Source organism: Streptomyces sp. CNZ301, assembly GCF_004217425.1.
Genome location: NZ_SHLG01000002.1, coordinates 548,142 through 568,512, shown reverse-complemented (window position 1 = coordinate 568,512; position 20,371 = coordinate 548,142). Strand labels below are relative to the sequence as shown.

15 protein-coding genes are annotated in these 20,371 nt (G+C 70.6%); 4 read left to right on the top strand and 11 right to left on the bottom strand.

The genetic code is table 11. The features are described 5' to 3' along the window. The first annotated feature begins 5 nt into the window (after positions 1–5). Genes EV375_RS26680 through EV375_RS26670 form a run of 3 tightly spaced genes read left to right on the top strand, consistent with a single transcriptional unit; the run spans position 6 to position 3,402 of the window. On the top strand, positions 6–1,298 hold the full coding sequence (locus EV375_RS26680; RefSeq protein WP_130302901.1) for an SAM-dependent methyltransferase: 1,293 nt from the start codon (positions 6–8) through the stop codon (positions 1,296–1,298). Further along, positions 1,295–2,578: an SAM-dependent methyltransferase gene (locus EV375_RS26675; protein WP_130302487.1), complete on the top strand. Its 1,284-nt coding sequence runs from the start codon at positions 1,295–1,297 to the stop codon at positions 2,576–2,578. Before EV375_RS26680 ends, EV375_RS26675 begins: the two co-directional genes overlap by 4 nt. Next, positions 2,575–3,402 carry a DUF1295 domain-containing protein gene (locus EV375_RS26670; protein ID WP_130302486.1) on the top strand — a complete coding sequence of 276 codons (828 nt, stop codon included), beginning with the start codon at positions 2,575–2,577 and terminating at the stop codon, positions 3,400–3,402. Before EV375_RS26675 ends, EV375_RS26670 begins: the two co-directional genes overlap by 4 nt. Before the next feature lie 65 nt (positions 3,403–3,467). Here EV375_RS26670 and EV375_RS26665 read toward each other — a convergent pair whose 3' ends face one another. The 4 genes from EV375_RS26665 to EV375_RS26650 form a co-directional block, all read right to left on the bottom strand. After that, a complete protein-coding gene (locus EV375_RS26665) occupies positions 3,468–4,301 on the bottom strand; it encodes an anti-sigma factor (RefSeq protein WP_486588823.1) in 834 nt (277 codons plus the stop codon). Next, on the bottom strand, positions 4,298–4,885 hold the full coding sequence (locus EV375_RS26660) for a sigma-70 family RNA polymerase sigma factor (protein ID WP_486588822.1): 588 nt from the start codon (positions 4,883–4,885) through the stop codon (positions 4,298–4,300). The genes EV375_RS26665 and EV375_RS26660 overlap by 4 nt, the downstream gene beginning before the upstream one ends. Before the next feature lie 347 nt (positions 4,886–5,232). Beyond that, positions 5,233–6,069: an aldo/keto reductase gene (locus tag EV375_RS26655; RefSeq protein WP_130302485.1), complete on the bottom strand. Its 837-nt coding sequence runs from the start codon at positions 6,067–6,069 to the stop codon at positions 5,233–5,235. Positions 6,070–6,271: 202 nt separating this feature from the next. Further along, positions 6,272–8,098 carry an AMP-dependent synthetase/ligase gene (locus EV375_RS26650; protein WP_130302484.1) on the bottom strand — a complete coding sequence of 609 codons (1,827 nt, stop codon included), beginning with the start codon at positions 8,096–8,098 and terminating at the stop codon, positions 6,272–6,274. A 304-nt stretch (positions 8,099–8,402) separates the two neighbouring features. Here EV375_RS26650 and EV375_RS26645 point away from each other — a divergent pair, with 304 nt between their 5' ends. Next, positions 8,403–9,452, top strand: coding sequence for a bile acid:sodium symporter family protein (locus tag EV375_RS26645; protein WP_130302483.1), 1,050 nt, complete (start codon positions 8,403–8,405; stop codon positions 9,450–9,452). 81 nt (positions 9,453–9,533) lie between these two features. Here the strand turns inward: EV375_RS26645 and EV375_RS26640 are convergent, their stop codons facing one another. The 7 genes from EV375_RS26640 to EV375_RS26610 all read right to left on the bottom strand — a co-directional run bounded on the left by EV375_RS26640 (position 9,534) and on the right by EV375_RS26610 (position 20,355). Beyond that, complete coding sequence (locus tag EV375_RS26640; protein WP_486588821.1) at positions 9,534–9,746, bottom strand: hypothetical protein; 213 nt, start codon at positions 9,744–9,746, stop codon at positions 9,534–9,536. A gap of 48 nt (positions 9,747–9,794) precedes the next feature. Further along, positions 9,795–11,702, bottom strand: coding sequence for a molybdopterin biosynthesis protein (locus EV375_RS26635; protein ID WP_130302482.1), 1,908 nt, complete (start codon positions 11,700–11,702; stop codon positions 9,795–9,797). Then, complete coding sequence (locus EV375_RS26630; RefSeq protein ID WP_130302481.1) at positions 11,699–12,919, bottom strand: molybdopterin molybdotransferase MoeA; 1,221 nt, start codon at positions 12,917–12,919, stop codon at positions 11,699–11,701. The genes EV375_RS26635 and EV375_RS26630 overlap by 4 nt, the downstream gene beginning before the upstream one ends. Next, a complete protein-coding gene (locus tag EV375_RS26625; protein WP_130302480.1) occupies positions 12,916–14,646 on the bottom strand; it encodes an NAD(P)H-dependent oxidoreductase subunit E in 1,731 nt (576 codons plus the stop codon). Before EV375_RS26625 ends, EV375_RS26630 begins: the two co-directional genes overlap by 4 nt. Then, positions 14,643–17,597 (bottom strand): formate dehydrogenase subunit alpha, encoded by a 2,955-nt coding sequence (gene fdhF, locus EV375_RS26620; protein ID WP_130302479.1) that lies wholly within the window; start codon positions 17,595–17,597, stop codon positions 14,643–14,645. The genes EV375_RS26625 and fdhF overlap by 4 nt, the downstream gene beginning before the upstream one ends. Positions 17,598–17,665: 68 nt before the next feature. Beyond that, positions 17,666–19,468: an aldehyde ferredoxin oxidoreductase C-terminal domain-containing protein gene (locus EV375_RS26615; protein ID WP_130302478.1), complete on the bottom strand. Its 1,803-nt coding sequence runs from the start codon at positions 19,466–19,468 to the stop codon at positions 17,666–17,668. Between the two features lie 38 nt (positions 19,469–19,506). After that, on the bottom strand, positions 19,507–20,355 hold the full coding sequence (locus tag EV375_RS26610; RefSeq protein ID WP_130302477.1) for an NTP transferase domain-containing protein: 849 nt from the start codon (positions 20,353–20,355) through the stop codon (positions 19,507–19,509). Positions 20,356–20,371 lie beyond the last annotated feature (16 nt).

Here is a 20,371-nt window from a genome sequence, read left to right as displayed (position 1 = left end):
TGCACATGCCGTCCGAGTCCGAACGCCGCGCGGCGGTCGACCCCGCCCGCTGGCCCGACGTGGCCCGCGCTCCACAGCGCGCGCCCCTGCGCACAGCCCTCGCCGCGCGCCTGGTGCGGCGCGCCCTGGAACGTCTGCCCCTGCGAGTACGCACCGACGACGGAGAGGACCTCGGCCGGGGCGGGCCGCTGCTCGAACTCCACGACCCCGAGGCGTTCTTCGCGAGGATCGGACGGTCCGGTCTGATCGGCTTCGGCGAGTCGTACATGGCGGGGGAGTGGGACGCGCCCGATCTGGCGGGGGTGCTCACCGTCCTCGCCGAGAACGTCACCGCGCTCGTGCCGGAGCGTCTACAGCGGCTCCGCGCCCTGTGGGCGGCGCGGCAGCCGGCGAGCGGACGCAACACCGAGGACCACTCGCGCGAGAACATCCACCATCACTACGACCTGTCCAACGAGCTGTTCGCCCTCTTCCTCGACGACACCCTCACCTACTCCTCCGCGCTCTTCGACGGTCTTCCCGCGCAGTGGCCCGACCTCGCGGCCGCGCAGCGACGCAAGATCGACCGGCTGCTCGACATGGCCGAAGTGGGCCCCGGCACACGCCTGCTGGAGATAGGAACCGGTTGGGGCGAGCTGGCGCTGCGCGCCGCCGACCGCGGCGCCCGGGTCGTCACGGCCACCCTCTCCGAGGAGCAGCTGAAGCTGGCCCGCGAGCGCGTGCGCGCAGCCGGGCACGAGGAGCGTGTGACGCTGCTGCTGCGCGACTACCGGCAGCTGACCGGCACGTACGACGCCGTCGTCAGCGTCGAGATGATCGAAGCGGTCGGAGCTGAGTTCTGGGCGGGCTACTTCCGCTGCGTGGACCGGCTCCTGGCGCCCGGCGGCCGCGCGGCCCTTCAGGCCATCACCATGCCGCACGAACGGATGCTGGCCACCAGGAACACCTACACGTGGATCCAGAAGTACATCTTCCCCGGCGGGCTGCTGCCCTCCCTCGACGCCATCGACCGCACCACCCGGGAGGCCACCGCGCTGCGGGTGACCCACCGGGAGCTGTTCGGGCCGCACTACGCGGAGACGCTGCGCCTGTGGCGCGAACGCTTCACCGAAGGCGCCCCCGAGGCCGTCGCGCTCGGTTTCGACGCGACGTTCCGGCGGATGTGGACGTTCTATCTGGCCTACTCCGAGGCGGGGTTCCGCGCCGGATACCTGGACGTCGGGCAGCTGCTGCTGACCCGGCCGGGAGACCCCGCCCGTCCCGGCGGGTCCGAGAAGAACAAGGAGAACCACGCATGAAGCCAGGCGGTGCCGCACAGCGACTCACGCCCCTGCTCAAGGAGTTCGCCGGCAGTCCGCTCCCCGTGCGGCTGCGCGCCTGGGACGGCAGCGAGACGGCCCCCGGCGACTCGGCCGAGGACGCGCCCGTGCTGGTGCTGCGCTCCCGGCGCGCGCTGCGCCGGCTGCTGTGGCAGCCCGGCGAACTCGGCGTGGCCGAGGCGTACATCACCGAGGACTTCGACGTCGAGGGCGATCTCGCCGAAGCGCTGCGCACCGTGTGGCGCGCCGCCCGCGCCGGCGGTCTGCGCCCGCCCCGGCCCACTCCGCGTGCCGCGGCCCGCGCGTTCCGGGTGCTGCTGGGGCTGGGCGCGGTCGGGCCGCGTCCGCCGGTGCCCGCACTGCGGTCCCGTCCCAGGGGGCGGCTGCACAGCCGTGACCGCGACCGGGAGGCCGTCAGCCACCACTACGACTTCTCCAACGACTTCTACGCCCTGCTCCTGGACGAGTCGATGGCGTACTCCTGCGGCTACTGGCGCCGCCCCGGGGACCGGGCCTACTCCCTGGCCGACGCCCAGCACGACAAGCTCGAACTCGTGTGCCGCAAGCTGGATCTGCACCCCGGTGCCCGCTTCCTCGACGTCGGCTGCGGATGGGGGTCGCTCACCCTGCACGCCGCACGGCACTACAAGGCCAAGGTCACGGCCGTCACCCTGGCGCGTGAGCAGGCGGCGGCCGTCACCCGCCGCGTCCGGGAGGAGGGGCTGGAGGACCTGGTCGACGTGCAGTTGCGGGACTACCGCGACATCGAGCCGGGCACCTACGACGCCGTCAGCTCCATCGAAATGGGGGAGCACGTCGGCGACGCCGAATACCCGGCGTTCGCGGCATCGCTGCACGAGCGGCTGCGGCCCCGCGGACGGCTGCTCATCCAGCAGATGTCCCGCGGCCGGAACGCGCCCGGAGGAGGCGCCTTCATCGAGACCTACATCGCCCCGGACATGCACATGCGTCCGCTCGGCGAGACGGTCTCGCTGCTGGAACGCGCGGGGCTGGAGGTGCGTGGCGTGGAATCACTCCGCGAGGACTACGTCCGTACGATCGCAGCCTGGCGCCGCACCCTCGAGGAGCGCTGGACCGAGGTGACGGCGCTGGTCGGTGAGGAGGCGGCGCGCGTGTGGCGCCTTTATCTGGTGGGCGGAATGCTCGCCTTCGAGGAGGGACGCATGGGCGTGGACCAGATCCTGGCCGTCCGTCCCGACGCGGAGGGCCGCAGCGGAATGTCCGGGGGCGGCCGGTGAACGGCTACCCCTGGGGCGCCTTCGGGACCGGCCTCGCCGCGTGTGCCGGTGCCGCCCTCGCGGTGATGCTCGTGACCTTCGCCGTCGCCCTGGCGAAGGGCGTGCACCGCATCGTCGACGTGGCCTGGGGGCTGGGCTTCACCGCCGTCGCCGCGGTCTCCTTCGCGCTCTCCGCCGGCCACGGCGACGACGGGCGGCGGCTGCTCGTCACGCTGCTGACCGCCGCGTGGGGCCTGCGGCTGGCCGGGCACATCGCGCGGCGCGGACGCGGCCACGGCGAGGACCCGCGCTACGAGCGCCTGCTGGCGCGGGCCCCCGGCAACCCGCGGCTGTACGCGCTGCGCACCGTGTATCTGCTGCAGGGCGCGCTGGTGTGGCTCGTCTCCCTGCCCGTACAGGCCTCCCAGTACGCGCCGGGGCCGGTGTCCGCCGCCGAGGCGGCGCTGCTGGCGGCGGCGGTGGCGGTGTGGCTGGCCGGGTTCCTCTTCGAGGCCGTCGGGGACGCCCAGCTCGCCCGCTTCAAGGCCGATCCGGACGCCCGCGACCGCACGGGCGCCCGGATCATGGACCGCGGGCTGTGGCGCTACACGCGGCACCCCAACTACTTCGGCGACTTCCTCGTGTGGTGGGGCCTGTATCTGACGGCGTGCGCGGACCTCGCCGTCGCGGCGGCGACGCTGGTCTCCCCCGTGGTGATGAGCCTGCTGCTGACGAAGGGCAGCGGAAAGCGGCTGCTGGAGCAGCAGATGGCGCGGCGCGCCGGATACGCGGAGTACGCGGCCCGCACCAGCGGCTTCTTCCCACTGCCGCCCAAGCGGGGCTGAGCCGGGGCGGGGCTGAGCCGGGGCGGAGGCCGGCACCTCCGGGACCCCGGCCCGCCCCGACAGGTCTACCCCCGGGGCAGCTTCATCAGGGCCAGCGGCTCGGTCGTCGGCTGCGGCGAGCCGCCCGCCGGCTCGACGGTGACGCCCATCGCGGACGCCCGGCCCACCTTGCCCTCCATCAGGACGGCCTTGCTGTCACCGGGAGAGTCCACCAGCCCCGCCGAGCGCATCTTCTGCCCGTCGGCGAACCACAGTTGGTACACCTTGCCGGCGGGGGGCTCGGCCAGCCCGGAGGCGAGGAAGGCGGCACGGTCCCGGTCGCGGGAGACGACGACGCTGCCCGACGCCCCGCCCGGCAGTTCGCTGCCCCCGGTCGTCCTCGCGTCCGGCGCCGCCAGCACCCGCGCCAGCTCCGCCTCGCGCTGACGTGACTGCTCCGCCTGCTCGCGTGCGTCCTGTGCCGCCCCGTACTGCCACACCGCGGCAACGCCGGAGACGGCCGTGACCGCCGCCAGGCACGCCGCGAGCGCGAAGCGCGGCAGGGAGCGCAGCCTGCCGCTCCCGCCCGAGCGCCTCCGCCCGCGCGCACCGCGGCCCGGGCCGGGATCTCCCGTGACCCTCGGGGGCTCCTGCCGTACGTCGGCGATCTGCCGCAGCACGCTCTCCCGCATCTGCGGCGAGGTGGCCTCGGAGACGGCCAGGCCCAACCGGCCCGCGGTGGCCCGCAGTTCGGCGACCTCCTGTTCGCAGGAGGGGCAGGCGGCCAGGTGGCGTTCGAACGTCTCGCGCTCCGCGGCGGGCAGTGCGTGCACGGCGTACGCGCCGGTCAGCGTGTGCAGTTCGGGCCCTGCCCCGCCGTCGCCGGTCGTGGCGCCGTCCGGCACGCCGTCGTCCGTCACGCCGTCACCCCCAGGCAGTCGCGCAGCCGGATCAGACCGTCGCGCAGCCGGGTCTTCACGGTGCCCAGTGGCTGGGCGAGGAGCTCGGCGACCTCCCTGTACGTCAGCCCCCTGTAGTAGGCCAGGGTCACCGACTGGCGCTGGAGTTCGGTCAGGGTGCGCATGCAGCGGCGTACCTGCTCACGCTCCAGCCGGGCCTCCACCGCCTCGGTGACCTCGTCGAACGCGGGCGTGCGGTTCAGCATGGCCGCACGGTGCTCTCGGTCCGCCGAGGCCTGCGCCGAGCGCACCCGGTCCACGGCGCGCCGGTGCGCGAACGTCAGCACCCACGACATCGCGCTGCCCTTCTCGGGACGGAAGTGCGCCGCGGTGCGCCACACCTCCACCAGCACTTCCTGCGTGACCTCCTCGGACTGCGCGGGGTCGCGCAGCACGCTCCGGACGAGGCCCAGGACGGGGCCTGCGATGCGGTCGTAGACGTCGGCGAAGGCGTCCTGGTCCCCGCGTGCCACCTGGGAGAGCAGCTGGGCCAGGTCGGGCGGAGCCGTGCCGCCCGGGTCCGCGATCTGCACGGTTTCGTTCACGCCCCGGCACCTCCCCCCGATTCGCGCACGCATGCGGGCGGCGCGGGTCGCGCCGCGCCGCCCCGCGCTGCCGGGCGCGAGCTTCTGTGTGCGGGGCGCCGTGCGGTCGAGCCCATGTTTCCTCCCGGGAGATCTGCTCACAGAGCCTTCGTGGCGGACCGCCCGGCGGATTGGTCCTGTCTCCGCCGCGTGCACGGGATCACGCACGATCGCGCGCCCATGTACGAACACACACGACCGCGCGCGGCCGCAGAGGTCCGGCCGCGCGCGGTGCGGAACCCGGCGGGGACGCCGGCGCCGGACGGGCGGGAAGGCAAACCCGGGCCCTCCGCGCGCCGTGCCGTCGCTCAGCCCATGAAGTTCATGGTGTCGGGGTCGGGGCCGAGACGGGAGTCCGAGTTGAGCTTGGCGATCTCCTCCATCTCGGAGGTGTCGAGCTCGAAGTCGAAGACGTCGATGTTCTCCCTGATGCGGGCCGGCGTCACCGACTTGGGGATCACCACGTTGCCCGTCTGCAGGTGCCACCGCAGCACGACCTGCGCGGGCGACTTGCCGTACTTGCCGGCCAGCGACTTCAGCGCGGGCTCCTCCAGCAGGTCCTTGCCCTGCCCGAGCGGCGACCACGCCTCCGTCGCGATGCCGTGCTCGGCGTGGAAGGCGCGCGACTCGCCCTGCTGGAGGTGCGGGTGCAGCTCGATCTGGTTGAGGGCGGGCACCGTGCCGGTCTCCTCCAGCAGCCGCCGCAGGTGGGACGGCTTGAAGTTCGAGACGCCGACGGCCTTGGCGCGGCCCTCAGAGTTGATCTTCTCGAAGGCCTTCCACGTGTCGACGTACTTGTCGGCCTCCGGCACGGGCCAGTGGATGAGGTACAGGTCCACGTACTCCAGGCCGAGCCTGTCCAGGGACGCGTCGAACGCGCGCAGCGTGGAGTCGTAGCCCTGCTCGGAGTTCCACAGCTTGGTGGTGACGAAGAGTTCCTCGCGCGGCACGCCCGAAGAGGCAAGGCCGCTGCCCGTTCCCCGCTCGTTCTCGTAGATGGCGGCCGTGTCGATGCTGCGGTAGCCCGCCTCGATGGCGGTGCTCACGGCGCGGGCCGCCTCGTCGTCCGGCACCTGCCAGACGCCGAAGCCCAGCTGAGGCATGACGCTGCCGTTGTTGAGGGTGATGGTGGGAACGCTGCTCACGAACGATCGGTCCTCACATGTCGACGAACTGTTCCACTTCGGTACCCCTCAACGATCAGGGGAATCGCGGCATTCCTCGGCCCCGGGCGGTGCACCGGCCGGGAGCAGGTCGCCGGCGAAGGCCCGTTGCCCGGTGTTCCGCGGCACATCGTTCCGAGGAACGCCGCACGACGGCTGCGCTCCCGTGACGGCGGCGCTCACGTCACTGGTGGTAAAGCGCCTCGATCTCCACGGCGTACGCGGACTCGATCGCCTTCCGCTTCAGCTTCAGCGAGGGGGTCACGTAGCCCGCCTCCTCGGTGAACTGCGCCGCGAGTATGCGGAACGTACGTATCGACTCGGCCTGTGACACCTGGGTGTTGGCGGCCACGACGGCCCGCCGCACCTCCGTCTCCAGGTCCGGGTCGCGCACCAGTTCCGTCGGCTTCAGCTCCGGCTTCTCGCGCATCTGGAGCCAGTGGGAGACGGCGTCCGGGTCGAGGGTGACCAGCGCCGAGACGTACGGACGGTCGTTGCCGACCACGATGCACTGCGCCACCAGAGGGTGCGCGCGCACCCGTTCCTCCAGGACACCGGGCGAGACGCTCTTGCCGCCGGAGGTGACCAGGATCTCCTTCTTCCGCCCGGTGATGGTGAGATAGCCGTCCTCGTCCAGCGCGCCGAGGTCGCCCGTCGCCAGCCAGCCGTCGTGCAGGGCCTCGTCGGTGCCCTTGGGGTTGTTGAGATAGCCCTGGAAGATCTGGGGTCCGCGCAGCCAGATCTCGCCGTCGTCGGCGATGTGCACCGTCGTGCCGGGCACGGGGTGCCCGACGGTGCCGAAGCGGATGCGCTCCGGCGGGTTGCAGGTGGCGCCCGCGCTCGTCTCGGTCAGCCCGTAGCCCTCGTAGATGCGCATGCCGACGCCCTCGAAGAAGAGCCCGAGGCGCCGCTCCATGGCGCTGCCGCCGGAGATGGCGCCGCGGCACAGACCGCCCATGGCCTCCCGCATCTTGCTGTAGACGAGGGTGTCGAAGACCTGGTGCTTCAGGCGCAGCGACGCGCTCGGGCCGGGGCCGCTGCGGAACGCCTTGTTCTCCATCGCCTCGGCGTAGCGGACCGCTACTTCCACGGCCTTCTCGAACGGGCCGAGTTTTCCCTCCAGTTCGGCCTTGCGGCGGGCGGACTGGAAGATCTTCTCGAAGAGGTACGGCACCGCCAGCATGAACGTCGGTTTGAACGTCCTCAGGTCCGGCAGCAGCGCCTCGGCGGCCATCACCGGCTGGTGGCCCAGCCGCACCTTGGACCGTATGCACACCAGTTGCACCATGCGCCCGAAGACGTGGGCGAGCGGCAGGAAGAGCAGCAGGGACGGCGGTTCGCTCGGCTTGTGGCTGAATACGTGCTGGTACCTGCCCTGCATGGCGGTGGCGTCCGCGATGAAGTTGGCGTGTGTGAGCACACAGCCCTTGGGGCGGCCCGTCGTGCCCGAGGTGTAGATGATGGTGGCCGTGGAGTCCGGCGTGACCGCGAGCCGGTGCCGGTGGACGATGTCGTCCTCCAAGTGGGCGCCGGCCGCCATGAGTTCCTTCTCGGCCTGGGCGTCCAGCTGCCACAGCCGCTTGAGCTGCGGCAGACGGTCGATGACGGAGCCGACCGTCATCGCGTGGTCCTCGTGCTCGACGATGGCCGCCGTGACCTCGGAGTCGTGCATCATCCAGCAGACCTGCTCGGCCGAGGAGGTCGGGTAGATGGGCACCACATGCGCGCCGATGGTCCACAGCGCGAAGTCGAGCAGCGTCCACTCGTAGCGCGTGCGGGACATGATGGCGACCCGGTCACCGAAGCGGATGCCCTCCGCCAGCAACCCCTTGGCCATGGCCATGACCTGGTCACGGAACTCGGCGGCGGTCACGTCCTGCCACTCGCCCGCGGCGTCCTTGCGGGACAGTGCGACCCTGTCCGGGTCTTCCGTGGCATGGTCGAAAACAGTGTCAGCCAGCCCGCCAACCTGCGGTGTGGGCGCCAGAGCCGGGACCGTGAACTCGCGCAATGGGAATGCTCCTCGACGTGCAGTGCACAGCTGTGAAAAAAAGCACAGCGCGCGGTGACCGTATCCGATCAAAAAGCTGGTGGGGAGAGTCCCCGAATCCGGTCAGTCCGTCATATCGGGGCACATCGGAAGGGCGTCGTCGGGTTGTTGCAGATCGTACGAGTTTTCTGCACCGAACCTCCCCGAGTAAAGCAGCCGCGGGCCCCGCGAGAGAATGGTCCGGAGGACATTCAACGGCACCCTTCGTGGAACCCGGCCCTTGCCCTTGTTCCACGAGAGTCAACAGCACCGCACCGAGGGAGACATGCGCCGACTGGCACATCTGGCCGACCCGTACATCGCTCTGCTACTGGGCACCGTCCTGCTCGCCGTGTTCCTCCCGGCGAGCGGGGAAGTGGCCACCGGTCTCGGGTGGGGCACCAAGGCGGCCGTCGGACTGATCTTCTTCCTCTACGGCGCCCGCCTCTCCACGCGGGAAGCCTTCGAGGGCCTGCGGCACTGGCGGCTCCAAGTGCTCGTTCTCTTCTGTACGTTCGCTGTCTTCCCACTGATCGGGCTGGCCACACGGGCGCTCGTCCCGTACGTGCTCACACCGGGGCTCCAGGCCGGGCTGCTCTTCCTGTGCCTGGTCCCCTCGACCGTCCAGTCGTCGATCGCCTTCACCTCCGTGGCGCGGGGCAACGTGCCCGCGGCGATCTGCGCGGGCACCTACTCCAGCCTGCTCGGGATGGTGGCCACGCCGCTGCTCGCGGCCTGGCTCATCGGCGGGCACGCGGCGCTCGGCGCCGAAGGGATCCTCGGGATCGTCTGCCAGCTGCTCGCGCCGTTCGTGGCCGGGCAGCTGCTGCGCCGTTGGATCGGCGGCTTCCTCACCCGGCATCACCGCATCCTCGGTTTCGTCGACCGGGGAGCGGTGCTGCTCGTCGTCTACACGGCCTTCAGCCAGGGCATGATCGAGGGAATCTGGGGCCGGATCACGCCGCTGCGGCTTGTGGCGCTGCTCGGGGTGGAGGCCGCGCTGCTCGCACTGATGCTGACGCTGACGTGGTACGGGGCGTACCGGCTCGGCTTCACGCGTGCCGACCGCGTCGTCACCGTCTTCGCCGGGTCCAACAAGTCGCTCGCGGCCGGACTGCCCATGGCCAGCGTGCTGTTCGGAGCGCAGGCGAGTCTCGCGGTGCTGCCGCTGATGCTCTTCCACCAGATGCAGCTCATCGTCTGCGCGTTCCTCTCCCGGCGCTGGGCCGCGAAGGCACCGGAGGCGAGCGCCACCGAAGGCACCACCCGCACCGTGGCGGCGGGAGGGCCGCCGACGGCCCGGAAGGTGACCGCGGGGAGCGCTCGGCGAAGGTGAACCGCCCGATGACGGTGAACCCCGGCGAAGGTGAACCGCTCAGCGAACGGGAACGGCTCAGGGCATGGGAACGGCCCGACGTCACCGGGCCGGGCCGGCCCACTCCAGCGGCAGGTCCAGCACTGAGCGGCCCCCGGCGATGACGCGCACCTCGTCCAGGGCGCCGGTGAGGTGCGCCCGGCTGTCCACCCTCTGGCCCAGGTGCACGCCGAACGGGAGGTGACGTTCACCGAACCCGGCACGTCCGGTGCGGCACCCTTTCGCCGTCCACCTCCAGCCGCAACTGCCCGTCATCGCGGCGCAGTTCGGCGCGACCAGCCCAAAAACAGCGGGCCGCGAGAGTCAGCGGATGCGTTTGCCGGTCTCGGCGCAGGAGTAGCCGCCGAGGTCTTCGACGCGGGCCCGGAAGTGCGGGCTGTCGAGCAGCTCCCACAGGGGTGCGAGCAGTTCATGCGACACGTCGTCCGAGCGAAGCACCAGATCGTAGGGTTCCTGCGCGACAGGCACGAAGTCGAGGCCGAACGCGCGGGCTGCGGCCAGGATGCCCAGACCGGTGTCCGCACGGCCGGCCGCCACCGCGGCGGCCACGGCGAGGTGGGTGTGTTCCTCGCGGTCGTAGCCGGGGACGGCGCCGGGGTCGATCTCGCGGTGGGACAGTTCGTAGTCGAGCAGGGCACGGGTTCCGGCGCCGCGTTGGCGGTTGACGTAGCGCACACCGGGCCGGGACAGGTCGTCGATCCCCTTGAGGCCCATGGGATTCCCGGGAGCGACGATGAGCCCTTGATCCCGGTGCACGAGCCGGATCACCGCGGCGTCGGCGCCGAGGAGCTTGTCGACGTAGGGCAACGTGTACTCGCCCGTGGCCGGGTCGAGCAGGTGTGAGCCGGCGAGGTGGCAGAGCCCGTCGCGCAGTGCGACCAGTCCGCCGAGGGAACCGACGTTGGAGGAGGCGAGCGTCACCAGGGGATCGGTGGCGCGCAACGCCGAGGCCGCGAGGTCGAGCACGAGGTCGTGCGAGCCGATCGCGACGATGGTCCGGTCGATCTCGGCGAGCCCGCGCAGGAGTTCCACCCGGACTTCGGTGCCGCCGTGGTGTCCTTCGACGCCCGCCGGGACGACGAGGAGGCCATCGGCGCGCACGAGTGAGGTGAGCACGCCTGCGCCGCGGGGCAGTGGCGTCGCGACGATGTCGTCCTGCACACGGCCGAGCCGGACGCGGACCCAGTCGTCCATCCCGACCACCGACGGCAGTTTCCGGGCGAGCCGGGCTGTCGTCGAGGGCCGCTCGCGGGGCGCGGCGCCTTCGAGTTCTGCCAGCAGCGGAGCGGCGAAGATGTCGAAGGTGAGCGCCGCGGAGACGGGGTAACCGGGGATGCCGAGAACCGGCTTGGCCGGGTCACCCGTGACCGTCCCGAGTACCACCGGGTGTCCGGGACGCACGGCCACGCCATGCACAGCAACGCTTCCTGCTTCGGCAACGACCCGTGCGGTGTAGTCGTCGCGGCCCGCGCTGGATCCCGCGATGAGCACGACCAGGTCGGCTTCGCCCGCGGCCGCGCGCACGACGGCGGTGATGGCCGCCGGGTCGTCGACGACGATGTCGGTCACCCGGGCGTCGCAACCGGCTTCACGGGCCTGCGCGGCCAGCATCAAGGAGTTGGTGTCCGCGATCTCCCCGGGCCGCAGCTCAGTTCCGATGGGCCGGATTTCGTCGCCGGTAGGGATGATCACGACAAGCGGCGCCCGCCGGACGGACAGCTCCGTAAGTCCGGCCGCGGCACAGGCGGCGACATCCACCGGGCGCAGTCGGTGGCCTTCGGGCAGCAGCAGTTCGGCGGCGCTGATGTCCTCGCCAATGGAGCGCACGTGCTGGTAGGGCGGCACCGCGGCGCGCAGTTCTGCGCCGTCGGGAGTGTGGTGGACATGTTCACGCATGATTACCGCGTCATACGTGGGCGACAGCGGATCGCCGGTGTCGACGACTTCGAAGTCAGCCACGACCACCGGCGTGGTCTCGGAGGCGCCCACCGTGTCCGCGGCGCGCACGGCGATGCCGTCCATCCCGGACGAGTCGAACGCCGGTGAGGACCTGCGGGCCCACACCGGTTCCGCGGTGACCCGGCCGACCGCAGCGCCGACGGGGACCCGGACTGCTTCGACCCGGGCCGGGCAGCCGGTGGCGGCCCGTGCCTCCCGCCAGGCGGCATGGGCCTGGGCGGCGGGCACGTCGGAGACGAAGGGGCTGTTCATGCGTAAAGGCTTACATCGACGTCGACTCCGTCGTCGAGCCCGGTGGCCGGTTCGGGAATGATCACGTACCCGTCCGCGCGGGTGTGCACCGAAAGCAGCGCCGACGGCCCGAACAGCGGTTCCGCGACGCCGTCGCGGACCTGCACCTGGACCACGTCGAGTCGCCCGGCCGCCGAGGCCAGGTCTCGCGACAGCCGGGCCCTCGCGGTCGGCCGGGCCGGTGGGGTCTCGCAGCCGCTGAGCCGCCACAGCACGGGAATCCCGATCTGCCCGAACACCACCAGCGCGGACAACGGGTTGCCCGGCAGGCCGATCACCGGGATGCCGCCGCATTCGGCCAGCAGCGTCGGTTTCCCGGGCTTGATCGCGAGTCCGTGGCACCAGACGTCTCCCAGCGCGGCGACGGCCCCCATGGTCTCGTCCCGTGCACCGACCGAGGATCCGGCCGAGACGACCACCAGATCCGCCTCGGGAAGCACCGTGGTCAGCTTGGCCTTCAGCGCGCCGGGTTCGTCCGAGACGATGCCGGCAACGACGGGTTCACCACCGGAGTCGAGTACGAGGCCCGCCAACGCCGACGCGGTGGCATCGCGGACCTGGCCCGCGGCCAGCGAAGTGGTCTCGGGCGGGACGACCTCGTCGCCTGTGGAGATGATCACGACCCGGGGCCGCGCGTGCACGGGAACCGACACCACTCCGGCGGCGGCCAGTAGCCCCAAGTCCGGTGCACGCAACGGCCGTCCGGCCGGGACCAGCGGTGCGCCGGTGGCCACGTCGTCGTCGGCGCGCACGATCCCGCCGCCCGGCGCGACCGGCCGCGTGACCTCGATCGTGCCGGGCATGGTCTCAGCGGTGTACTCGACCATCACCACCGCGTCCGCCCCATCGGGCAGCGAACCGCCGGTCGGCATCGCCACGCAGCCGCCCGGCCGCACGGACACCGTGGGCGCCGCGCCCATGTCGACCGCTCCAAGCAAGTCGAGATACGAGGGCAGGCCGTCCGACGCGCCATAGGTGTCTGCCGCCCGGACCGCGAAGCCGTCCACAGTGGACCGGGTGAAGCCCGGCAGGGAGTGTGGCGACGGGACTTCGGCGGCGGGCACGCGGTGCAGCGCCGCCGACAACGGCACACTTTCGATCGCGGTGCGATGCGCAGGCCGGAAACCGGCGAGTGCCTCGGCGACGGTGCGGGTGGTGAAGAACTCGCGTCCGCTCACCGGGGCGGCTGGTCCTTCGACCCTTCGGGCCTCGGCTGCGGGCGCGCCACGGCACCACCCTTGTCCAAGCCCAGCACGGACACCACCGGCCCGAGCGCCACTTGGCCGAGCCCACAGATCGACGTCTTCCGCATGGCCTCTTCCAGCTGCAGGATCTTCCCGCGCCCAGCATCGTCCAAAGTGGATCCCGAGTCGAGCACGCCGCGAAGCAACGTGTGCGCCTTCGTGGAACCGACCCGGCACGGCACACACTTGCCGCACGACTCGTTGCGGAAGAACCGCAGCACGTTCGTCGCCGCGGCCAGCAGGTCGGTGCCCTCGGCCAGCACCACAAGGGCGCCGGACCCGAGCATCGTGCCGGCCTCGGCCAGCGTGCCGAAGTCCAGCCGCAGGTCGAGCTGGTCGGGGCTGATGAAGTTGGACGACGCCCCGCCGGGCTGGACCGCACCGACCGGTGCGTCGTCGAGCACACCACCGGCGGTGTCGATCAACTCCCGCACAGTCGTGCCCATCGGCACGCAGTACACGCCCGGGTTGCTCACGTGCCCGGAGACGGCGAAGAATTTCCAGCCGACCGACTCCTCGATGCCCTGCGAGCGCCACCACTGCGCGCCCCGTTGCAGGATCACCGGTACGTCGGCGAAGGTCTCCACGGAATTGATCAGCGTCGGGCGGCCGTGCAGGCCGTAGTTGCCAGGGAACGGCGGCTTGTTGCGGGGTTCGCCGCGGTGGCCCTCCATGCACTCCAGCAGTGCCGTCTCCTCGCCGAGGATGTATCCGCCGGGGGAGACGAAGATGTCCAGTTCCAGAGTGCGCCCGCTGCCGCACGCGTCGGTCCCGATCACTCCGGCGTCCCGCAGCGCGACGATCTCTTCGCGCAGGACATGTTCCTCGGGTCCGTACTCGTGCCGGATGAACACCCAGCCCTGCTCGGCGCCGACCGCCACCATGCCCAGCAGCAGCCCTTCCAGCACCAGGTGCGGCTGGTCAGCGAGGATCTGGCGGTCTTTGAAGGTGCCCGGTTCGGACTCGTCGGCGTTGCAGATGGCGTACTTCACCGTGCCGGGTTCGGCCTCCGCGACCAGGCCCCACTTCTTCCCGGTCGGGAACCCGGCACCGCCCATGCCGCGCAGCCCTGAATCGTTCAGCGTCGCCACGACGGACTCGGTGCTGATCTCGCCCGCCAGCAATGCCCGCAACGACCGGTAGCGGCCGGCCACTTCCGATCCGGCCGGGTACGGGTCGTTGGGCCACGGTTCGTCGCGGCGCGATGCCGTCGCGTGCCCGACTCCGGCACCGCGGGCGGCGGTGACCAGAGTGTCCACCTCGGACACGGGTGCCGGGTGCTCGTTCACCGCAGCCGCAGGCGCGACGTCGCACCGGCCCAGACACGAGACCTGGGTCAGCTCGACATCGGTGTCCTCGCCGTACTGCTGTTTGATCTCCGCGATCCGGTCCGCACCCGAGCGCAGCCAGCACGACAGATCGTGGCACACACTGACCTGCACCGGCTTCGGCGGTGTGGTGCGGAAGTGCGGGTAGAAGGAGATCAGGCCCTCGATCTCGTACCGCGGTCGGCGGACTTCGCGGGCCAGCTCCTCCAGTTCCTCCCGTGGCAGCCAGCCCAGCCGAGCCTGGATCGCGTTCAGCGCTGGAATCAGCGACGGGCCCGGGAACTTGCCCGCCCGCGCCTCCACACCGGGAACCCGTTCTGGACTGAAGGTCATTCCGCCACTCCTGCCGCTGAGACGGATTCCGTGTCCACCGCATCCAGGGCCTCGACCTGGATCGCGCAGAACTTGAACTCGGGGATCTTGCCGTACGGGTCGGTCTCGTCGATGGTCAGCAGGTTCGCCGCCGCTTCACGGAAGTGGAACGGGATGAAACAGTTCCCCAGTTGCTCGCGGTGAGAGACCCGGACCTGCAGTTCGATCACGCCCCGCCGCGATCGCACCTGGGCCAGCTCACCGTGGGCCAATCCGCGGTCGGCGGCATCCTTCGGGTGCATGTACACCTCCGGGATCGGTGAGATCGAGTCCAGCGCGAACGACCTCCGTGTCATCGATCCGGTGTGCCAGTGCTCGAGCAATCGGCCGGTGTTGAGCACCAGCGGGTATTCCGCGTCAGGGAGTTCCTTGGCGGGCAACCACTGCGCGGCGACCAGGTGCGCCAGTCCGTCGTCGGTGTTGAACCGCTCGTCGAACAGCACCACGGTGCCGTCGCTGTGCTCCGGGTCGTCGTTCGGATAGAGCTTCCCGGACAGACCGAGGTTGTCGTGGGCGAGGTTCTTGTACGAGGGCATCAGTGCGACCATCTCGTCGAAGATCTCGCTCGGTGAGCAGTAGTTCCAGTCCAGACCGATCCGCTGGGCGATGTCCTGCACGATTTCCCAGTCCACCCGGGCCTGACCGGGCGGATCCATGACCTTGCGGCCCAGCTGCACGCGCCGGTCGGTGTTGGTGTAGCTTCCGTCCTTTTCCAGATAGGACGAGGCAGGCAGGATGACGTCGGCGAACTCGGCGGTCTCCGTGAGGAAGATGTCCTGCACGACCAGGAAGTCCAGCGCCGCCAGGGCCTTTCGGACCTTGTTGATGTTCGGGTCGGACAGGAACGGGTTCTCCCCGAGCATGTACATCCCGCGTACGCCATCGGGTTCGAGCACCGAACCGATGATCTCGGTGACGGTGAGGCCCCGGTTCGGGTCGAGCGTCGTGCCCCATGCCTGCTCGAACCGTTCGCGGGTGCCATCGAGGTCGACGCCCTGGTAGTCCGGGTAGAACATCGGGATCAGACCGGCGTCGGACGCGCCTTGCACGTTGTTCTGGCCGCGCAACGGATGCAGACCGGTGCCGGGCCGGCCGACGTTGCCGGTGATGGAACAAAGCGCGATCAGGCAGCGGGCGTTGTCGGTGCCCGTGGTGTGCTGGGAGATGCCCATTCCCCAGTAGATGACGCCGGCGCCGGCTTCGCCCCACTCGCGGGCGACGGTGCGGATCAGGTCCGCGTCCACGCCGGTGATCTGCGCAGCGCGCTCCGGTGGGTAGTCGGCGACCGTGCGTGCCAGCTCGTCGTAGTTGGACACGCGCTCGGCGATGAACTCCCGGTCGATCAGGCCGAGCCGGATCACCTCGTGCATGATCGAGTTGTAGAACGCCACGTCCGTGCCGGGCTTGACCTGGCAGTGGTAGTCGGCGTGTTCGGCGACCGTGCTGGCCCGCGGGTCCACATAGACGATCTTGGTGCCGCGTCGGCGGGCCTGCTTGAAGAACGAGCTGGCGACCGGGTGGTTCGCTGTCGGGTTGGAGCCGGTGATGATCACGATGTCCGCGTTGGCCACGTCGCCGTAGGTCGTGGACACCGCGCCGGAGCCGACACCCTCGAACAGCGCGGCGACCGAGGAAGCGTGGCACAGCCGCGTGCAGTGGTCGATGTTGTTCGTCCTGAATCCGGCACGGATCAGCTTCTGGAAGAGGTATGCCTCCTCGTTGGAGCACTTCGCCGAGCCGAACCCGGCGATCGCGCCCGGACCGCCGCTCGCGTGGATCTCCTTGAGTCGCCGTGCGACGAGGTCGAGCGCCTCCTCCCACGTGGCTTCCCGGAAGTGCGGCAGAACCTCCTCGTAGTCGACGAAGCCACCGGGCTTGCGCCGGCCGTCGCGGCCGCGCTTCTGCTTCCGGCCGCCGCCGCTGCGGTTCCCGCCACCTCCGGAGCGCCCGCGGTCGTTGTCGGCGTCACCGCGCACGTCCGCGGACAGCGGGCCCTTCGGGTACGACGAGTCGACGCGGATGAGCGGCACGGTGAGCCGCTGCGGCGAGGCGGCGTAGTCCCAGCCGTAGCGCCCCTTGACGCACAGCCGGCTCTTCGAGCCCGGCTGGTCGCGGCCTTCGGCGAAGGAGATGCCGCCGCGGTCGCGGTCGACGTAGTAGGTCAGCGCGCAGCCGACGCCGCAGTAGGGGCAGACGCTGTCGACGGCGTCCAGCTGCTCACGGGGCTGGATCGGGATGAGGTTGATCGGCTTGTTGGTCAGCGCGCCCGTGGGGCATGCCTGCACGCACTCGCCGCAGGTGACACAGGAGCTGGAGCCCATGGGGTCGTCGAGATCGAACGCGATCTTCGTCGAGTAGCCCTTGCCGGAGCGGCCGATCACGTCGTTGCCCTGGATGTCGTCGCACGCCCGGACGCACCGGTCGCACAGGATGCAGGCGTCGTGGTCGACGTTGATGACCGGGTTGGACGAGTCCTTGCCGCGGCCGGATCCGCACGGCAGGTCGGTGGTTTCCTTGGCGAGGTCGAAGCCGTCGGCCAGCTCCAGCAACATGTTGTCGCCGGTGGTGGTCTGCTTCGGGTCCTCGGCGCGGTCCGGCTGGTCCGACAGCAGCAACTCGGTCAACGTCGCACGGCTGCGTTCCACCTCCGGCGTGCTGGTCTTCACTTCCATGCCGTCCTCGCACGGGCGCACGCACGCGGCGGCGAACGCACGGCCGCCGGTGTCGACCACGCACATCCGGCAGACGCCGACCGGGTCGTAGCGTTCGTTGTGGCACAACACGGGGATGTCGACGCCGACTTGCTGGGCCGCGGTGTAGATGCTCGTTCCCTCGGGCACCGTCACGGAGTGGCCGTCGATCGTCGTGGTGACCGTGCGCACAGCGGTGTCCGGCTCGTCGACTACCGTCATCACTGACCTCCGTCACAAGCGAGCGTATGTTGTATACAAAAAAGCTGTATACAACATACCCCATACAGCTAGTGGTCGAAAAGAAGATCGGGAAGGTCGCTCTCGCGTACCCGCCCCTCCTCATCGAGCCCGCGAGCCACGTAGTAACCGTCGACCATGGTCTGCAGCTGCTGGGCGGTCAACGTCGCGGTGCGACCGGATGCCATCGGCAAGGGCGTCTCCAGCATGCGGGCCGGGAGGGTGTCGTCCGCCGCAGTGGCGCCCTCGCGCTGGTTGAAGGCCCGCTTGGCACGCACGATCCGCGCGGCCGTGCCGCGCAGCTCATCTGCGTCCACCGCCCATCCGGTCACCAGAGACAACAGCGTTGCCCATTCGGTGAACGGATCCTCGAACACCCCTCGCAGGAACTTGCACAGGATCATCGAGTCCATCACCGCGGCCCGGTCCTCCGTGCCGATGGCCGCGCTCACGTGGGCGGCGCCGCCACGGAAGCGGTTCACCTCGCCGGAGAGGTCGGCTTCGTAGGCACCGGAGCGGTTGTGGTCGGCGCCGCGCGAGTTCACCGCCAGGCCCAGCGCCATCGACTGGAGACTACGTGGCTCGTAGCCCGGCAGCTCCAGGCCCTTGACCTGGGGGGCGAAGTCGATCGAGCCCTGCCCGACGATTGCGGCGGCCCGCCATGACCCCTGGGCCAGCAGCTCCCCAAGACCGGGCGAGCGGGCGCCTATCGCCTCGAGCGCCCGTAGCAGAACGCGACCGTCGCCGAATTTCAGCCAGGGCTCGTCGATCAGGCCGCGTTCGACGCACTCCATGGCCCATGCGATGGTGCCGCCGGCCGAGATCGTGTCCAGGCCCAGTTCGTCGCACTTCGCGCTGGCGGCGAACACATCGTCGGGATCCGAGACGCCGCACAGCGGGCCGAGCGCGAATACGTTCTCGTACTCCATCCGCTGGCTGCCGCCGCCTTTGCGGGAGTAGATGTGCTCGCACCCGATCGAGCAGGACGCGCAGCTGTTGCGGGCCACGCCGCGCATCTCGTGCAGCTCCTCGGCGGCCAGTCTCGGCGCGCCTTCGAAGCTGGCCGCGGTGAAGTTGCGGGTCGGCAGCGTGCTGACCGCGTTGAACGCCAGCAGGTTCGCCAGCGTGCCCAGTTCCCGGTACTTGGCCGTGGCGGGGCCGAAACTGCGCCGTCGCAGGTCCTTGGATGCGGCCAGCACCGCGGCCTGGTCCGCGACGGCCACTTTGGTCGTGGCCCGGACCAGGACGGCCTTGATGTTCTTGGCGCCCAGCACGGCCCCGAGGCCACCGCGTCCGGCGTGCCGGCCGTCGTGGCTGACCGTCGCGTAGCGGACTTGGCGCTCGCCGGCCGGCCCGATCGCCGCCGTGCGCCATCCGCGCCCGAACCGCTGCCGGGCACGCGTCTCGGCCTCGGCCGCGGGCAACCCGGCCAGTTCCGGCGCCGGTTCGAGTCGGACTCCGTCACCGTCGATCAGCAGTACGGACAACTGCGCCGCGCGTCCGCGGACGACGAGGGCGTCGTGTCCGGTCAGCTTGCCGGCGATGGCGAACTGGCTGGACGCCAGCGCGTCGGTCAGCAACCCGGTCAACGGGGACTTGGCCACCACGGCGAACTTGGCGCTGGTGGTCAGCGGCGTTCCGACCAAGGAAGAGAACACGAACGCCAACGGTGCTTCCGGCGCCAGCGGATCGACCCGCGGCGGCGCGAACCGGTGCAGCAGCCACGTGCCCAGTCCGGCGCCGCCGAGGTAAGCGCGCAACACCTGCTCGTCCAGCTCGCACACCGCGGCCGTTGCTGCGTCGTCGCCGACGTCGACGATCAGTGCTTGCCCGAAGAAGCCACCTGGTGCCATACCACGACTCTAGGCCCATCAGGGCGGTTGCGACACGATCAGCCGCCGGCGTCCGCAGACAGGAACGCCACCGAATCACCCGCCACGAGGGGCAACAACGGATCACGCGTGACCTGATCACCGTTCACCGCGGCGACCACATGCCGGTCCAGCGTCAGCCCGGCCAACTCGGCGGCCTCTCCCAACGTCGCAGCCCGGCCGGTGCGCGGTCGATGCCCGGCATTGCGGGCCAGCGCGCCGAATCGCTCGATCGTGACCTCGGGCGCCGGGCGGCTCCGCGCCTCGGCGTAGTCCTCCGGCGTGTTGACGTTGACCACCGATTCCAGCTCGGGGTCGAGACGGGCCAAAGCGCTGTCCGCCAGCAGTTCCGCGTCGTCGAGTTGGGCGACGTCGCAGTGCTTGAACAGCATCCCGGGTCGCAGGTCGCCCTCCCCGATGAGCTTTGTGACGAGACCGGACAGCGAGGTCCGGTATCCAGCCGCGAGCGGCTGCCGGAACCCCCGCGCCACCGGCAACACCATGTCCGCGCCCGTCTCCTCCGCACCCCGCAGCACACGGCGCACGAACGCCGGATGCAGGAACGGCGCATCCGTCGAGCAGGCGAAGGCGACCTCTGCCCGTCCGGTCAGCGCCGCCAGACCCGCCGCGATACCTTGCATCGGCCCGAGGCCTTCGACCGGATCTTCGACCACCTCGGCCCCCGACGGCAGGCCCGGCAAGACTTGCCCGGGCGCAGCGACCACCACCAGCGGACCGTCGATCACGCGGCCCAGCAGCGCGCACGTCCGATACAGCAACGTGGAACCGTGCCACTCCAATCCGGCCTTCGGCTCGCCCATCCGCGATGAACGCCCGCCCGCCAGAACGACACCCGCTTCGGTCTGCATCTCGTGAAGGGTAGTC

Coding starts and splice junctions, on each gene's coding strand:
- EV375_RS26675 (WP_130302487.1), top strand. CDS start 1,295: ATGAAGCCAGGCGGTGCCGCACAGCGACTCACGCCCCTGCTCAAGGAG.
- EV375_RS26610 (WP_130302477.1), bottom strand. CDS start 20,355: ATGCAGACCGAAGCGGGTGTCGTTCTGGCGGGCGGGCGTTCATCGCGG.
- fdhF (WP_130302479.1), bottom strand. CDS start 17,597: ATGACGGTAGTCGACGAGCCGGACACCGCTGTGCGCACGGTCACCACG.
- EV375_RS26640 (WP_486588821.1), bottom strand. CDS start 9,746: ATGACGGGCAGTTGCGGCTGGAGGTGGACGGCGAAAGGGTGCCGCACC.
- EV375_RS26635 (WP_130302482.1), bottom strand. CDS start 11,702: ATGAACAGCCCCTTCGTCTCCGACGTGCCCGCCGCCCAGGCCCATGCC.
- EV375_RS26615 (WP_130302478.1), bottom strand. CDS start 19,468: ATGGCACCAGGTGGCTTCTTCGGGCAAGCACTGATCGTCGACGTCGGC.
- EV375_RS26645 (WP_130302483.1), top strand. CDS start 8,403: ATGCGCCGACTGGCACATCTGGCCGACCCGTACATCGCTCTGCTACTG.
- EV375_RS26625 (WP_130302480.1), bottom strand. CDS start 14,646: ATGACCTTCAGTCCAGAACGGGTTCCCGGTGTGGAGGCGCGGGCGGGC.
- EV375_RS26680 (WP_130302901.1), top strand. CDS start 6: ATGCCGTCCGAGTCCGAACGCCGCGCGGCGGTCGACCCCGCCCGCTGG.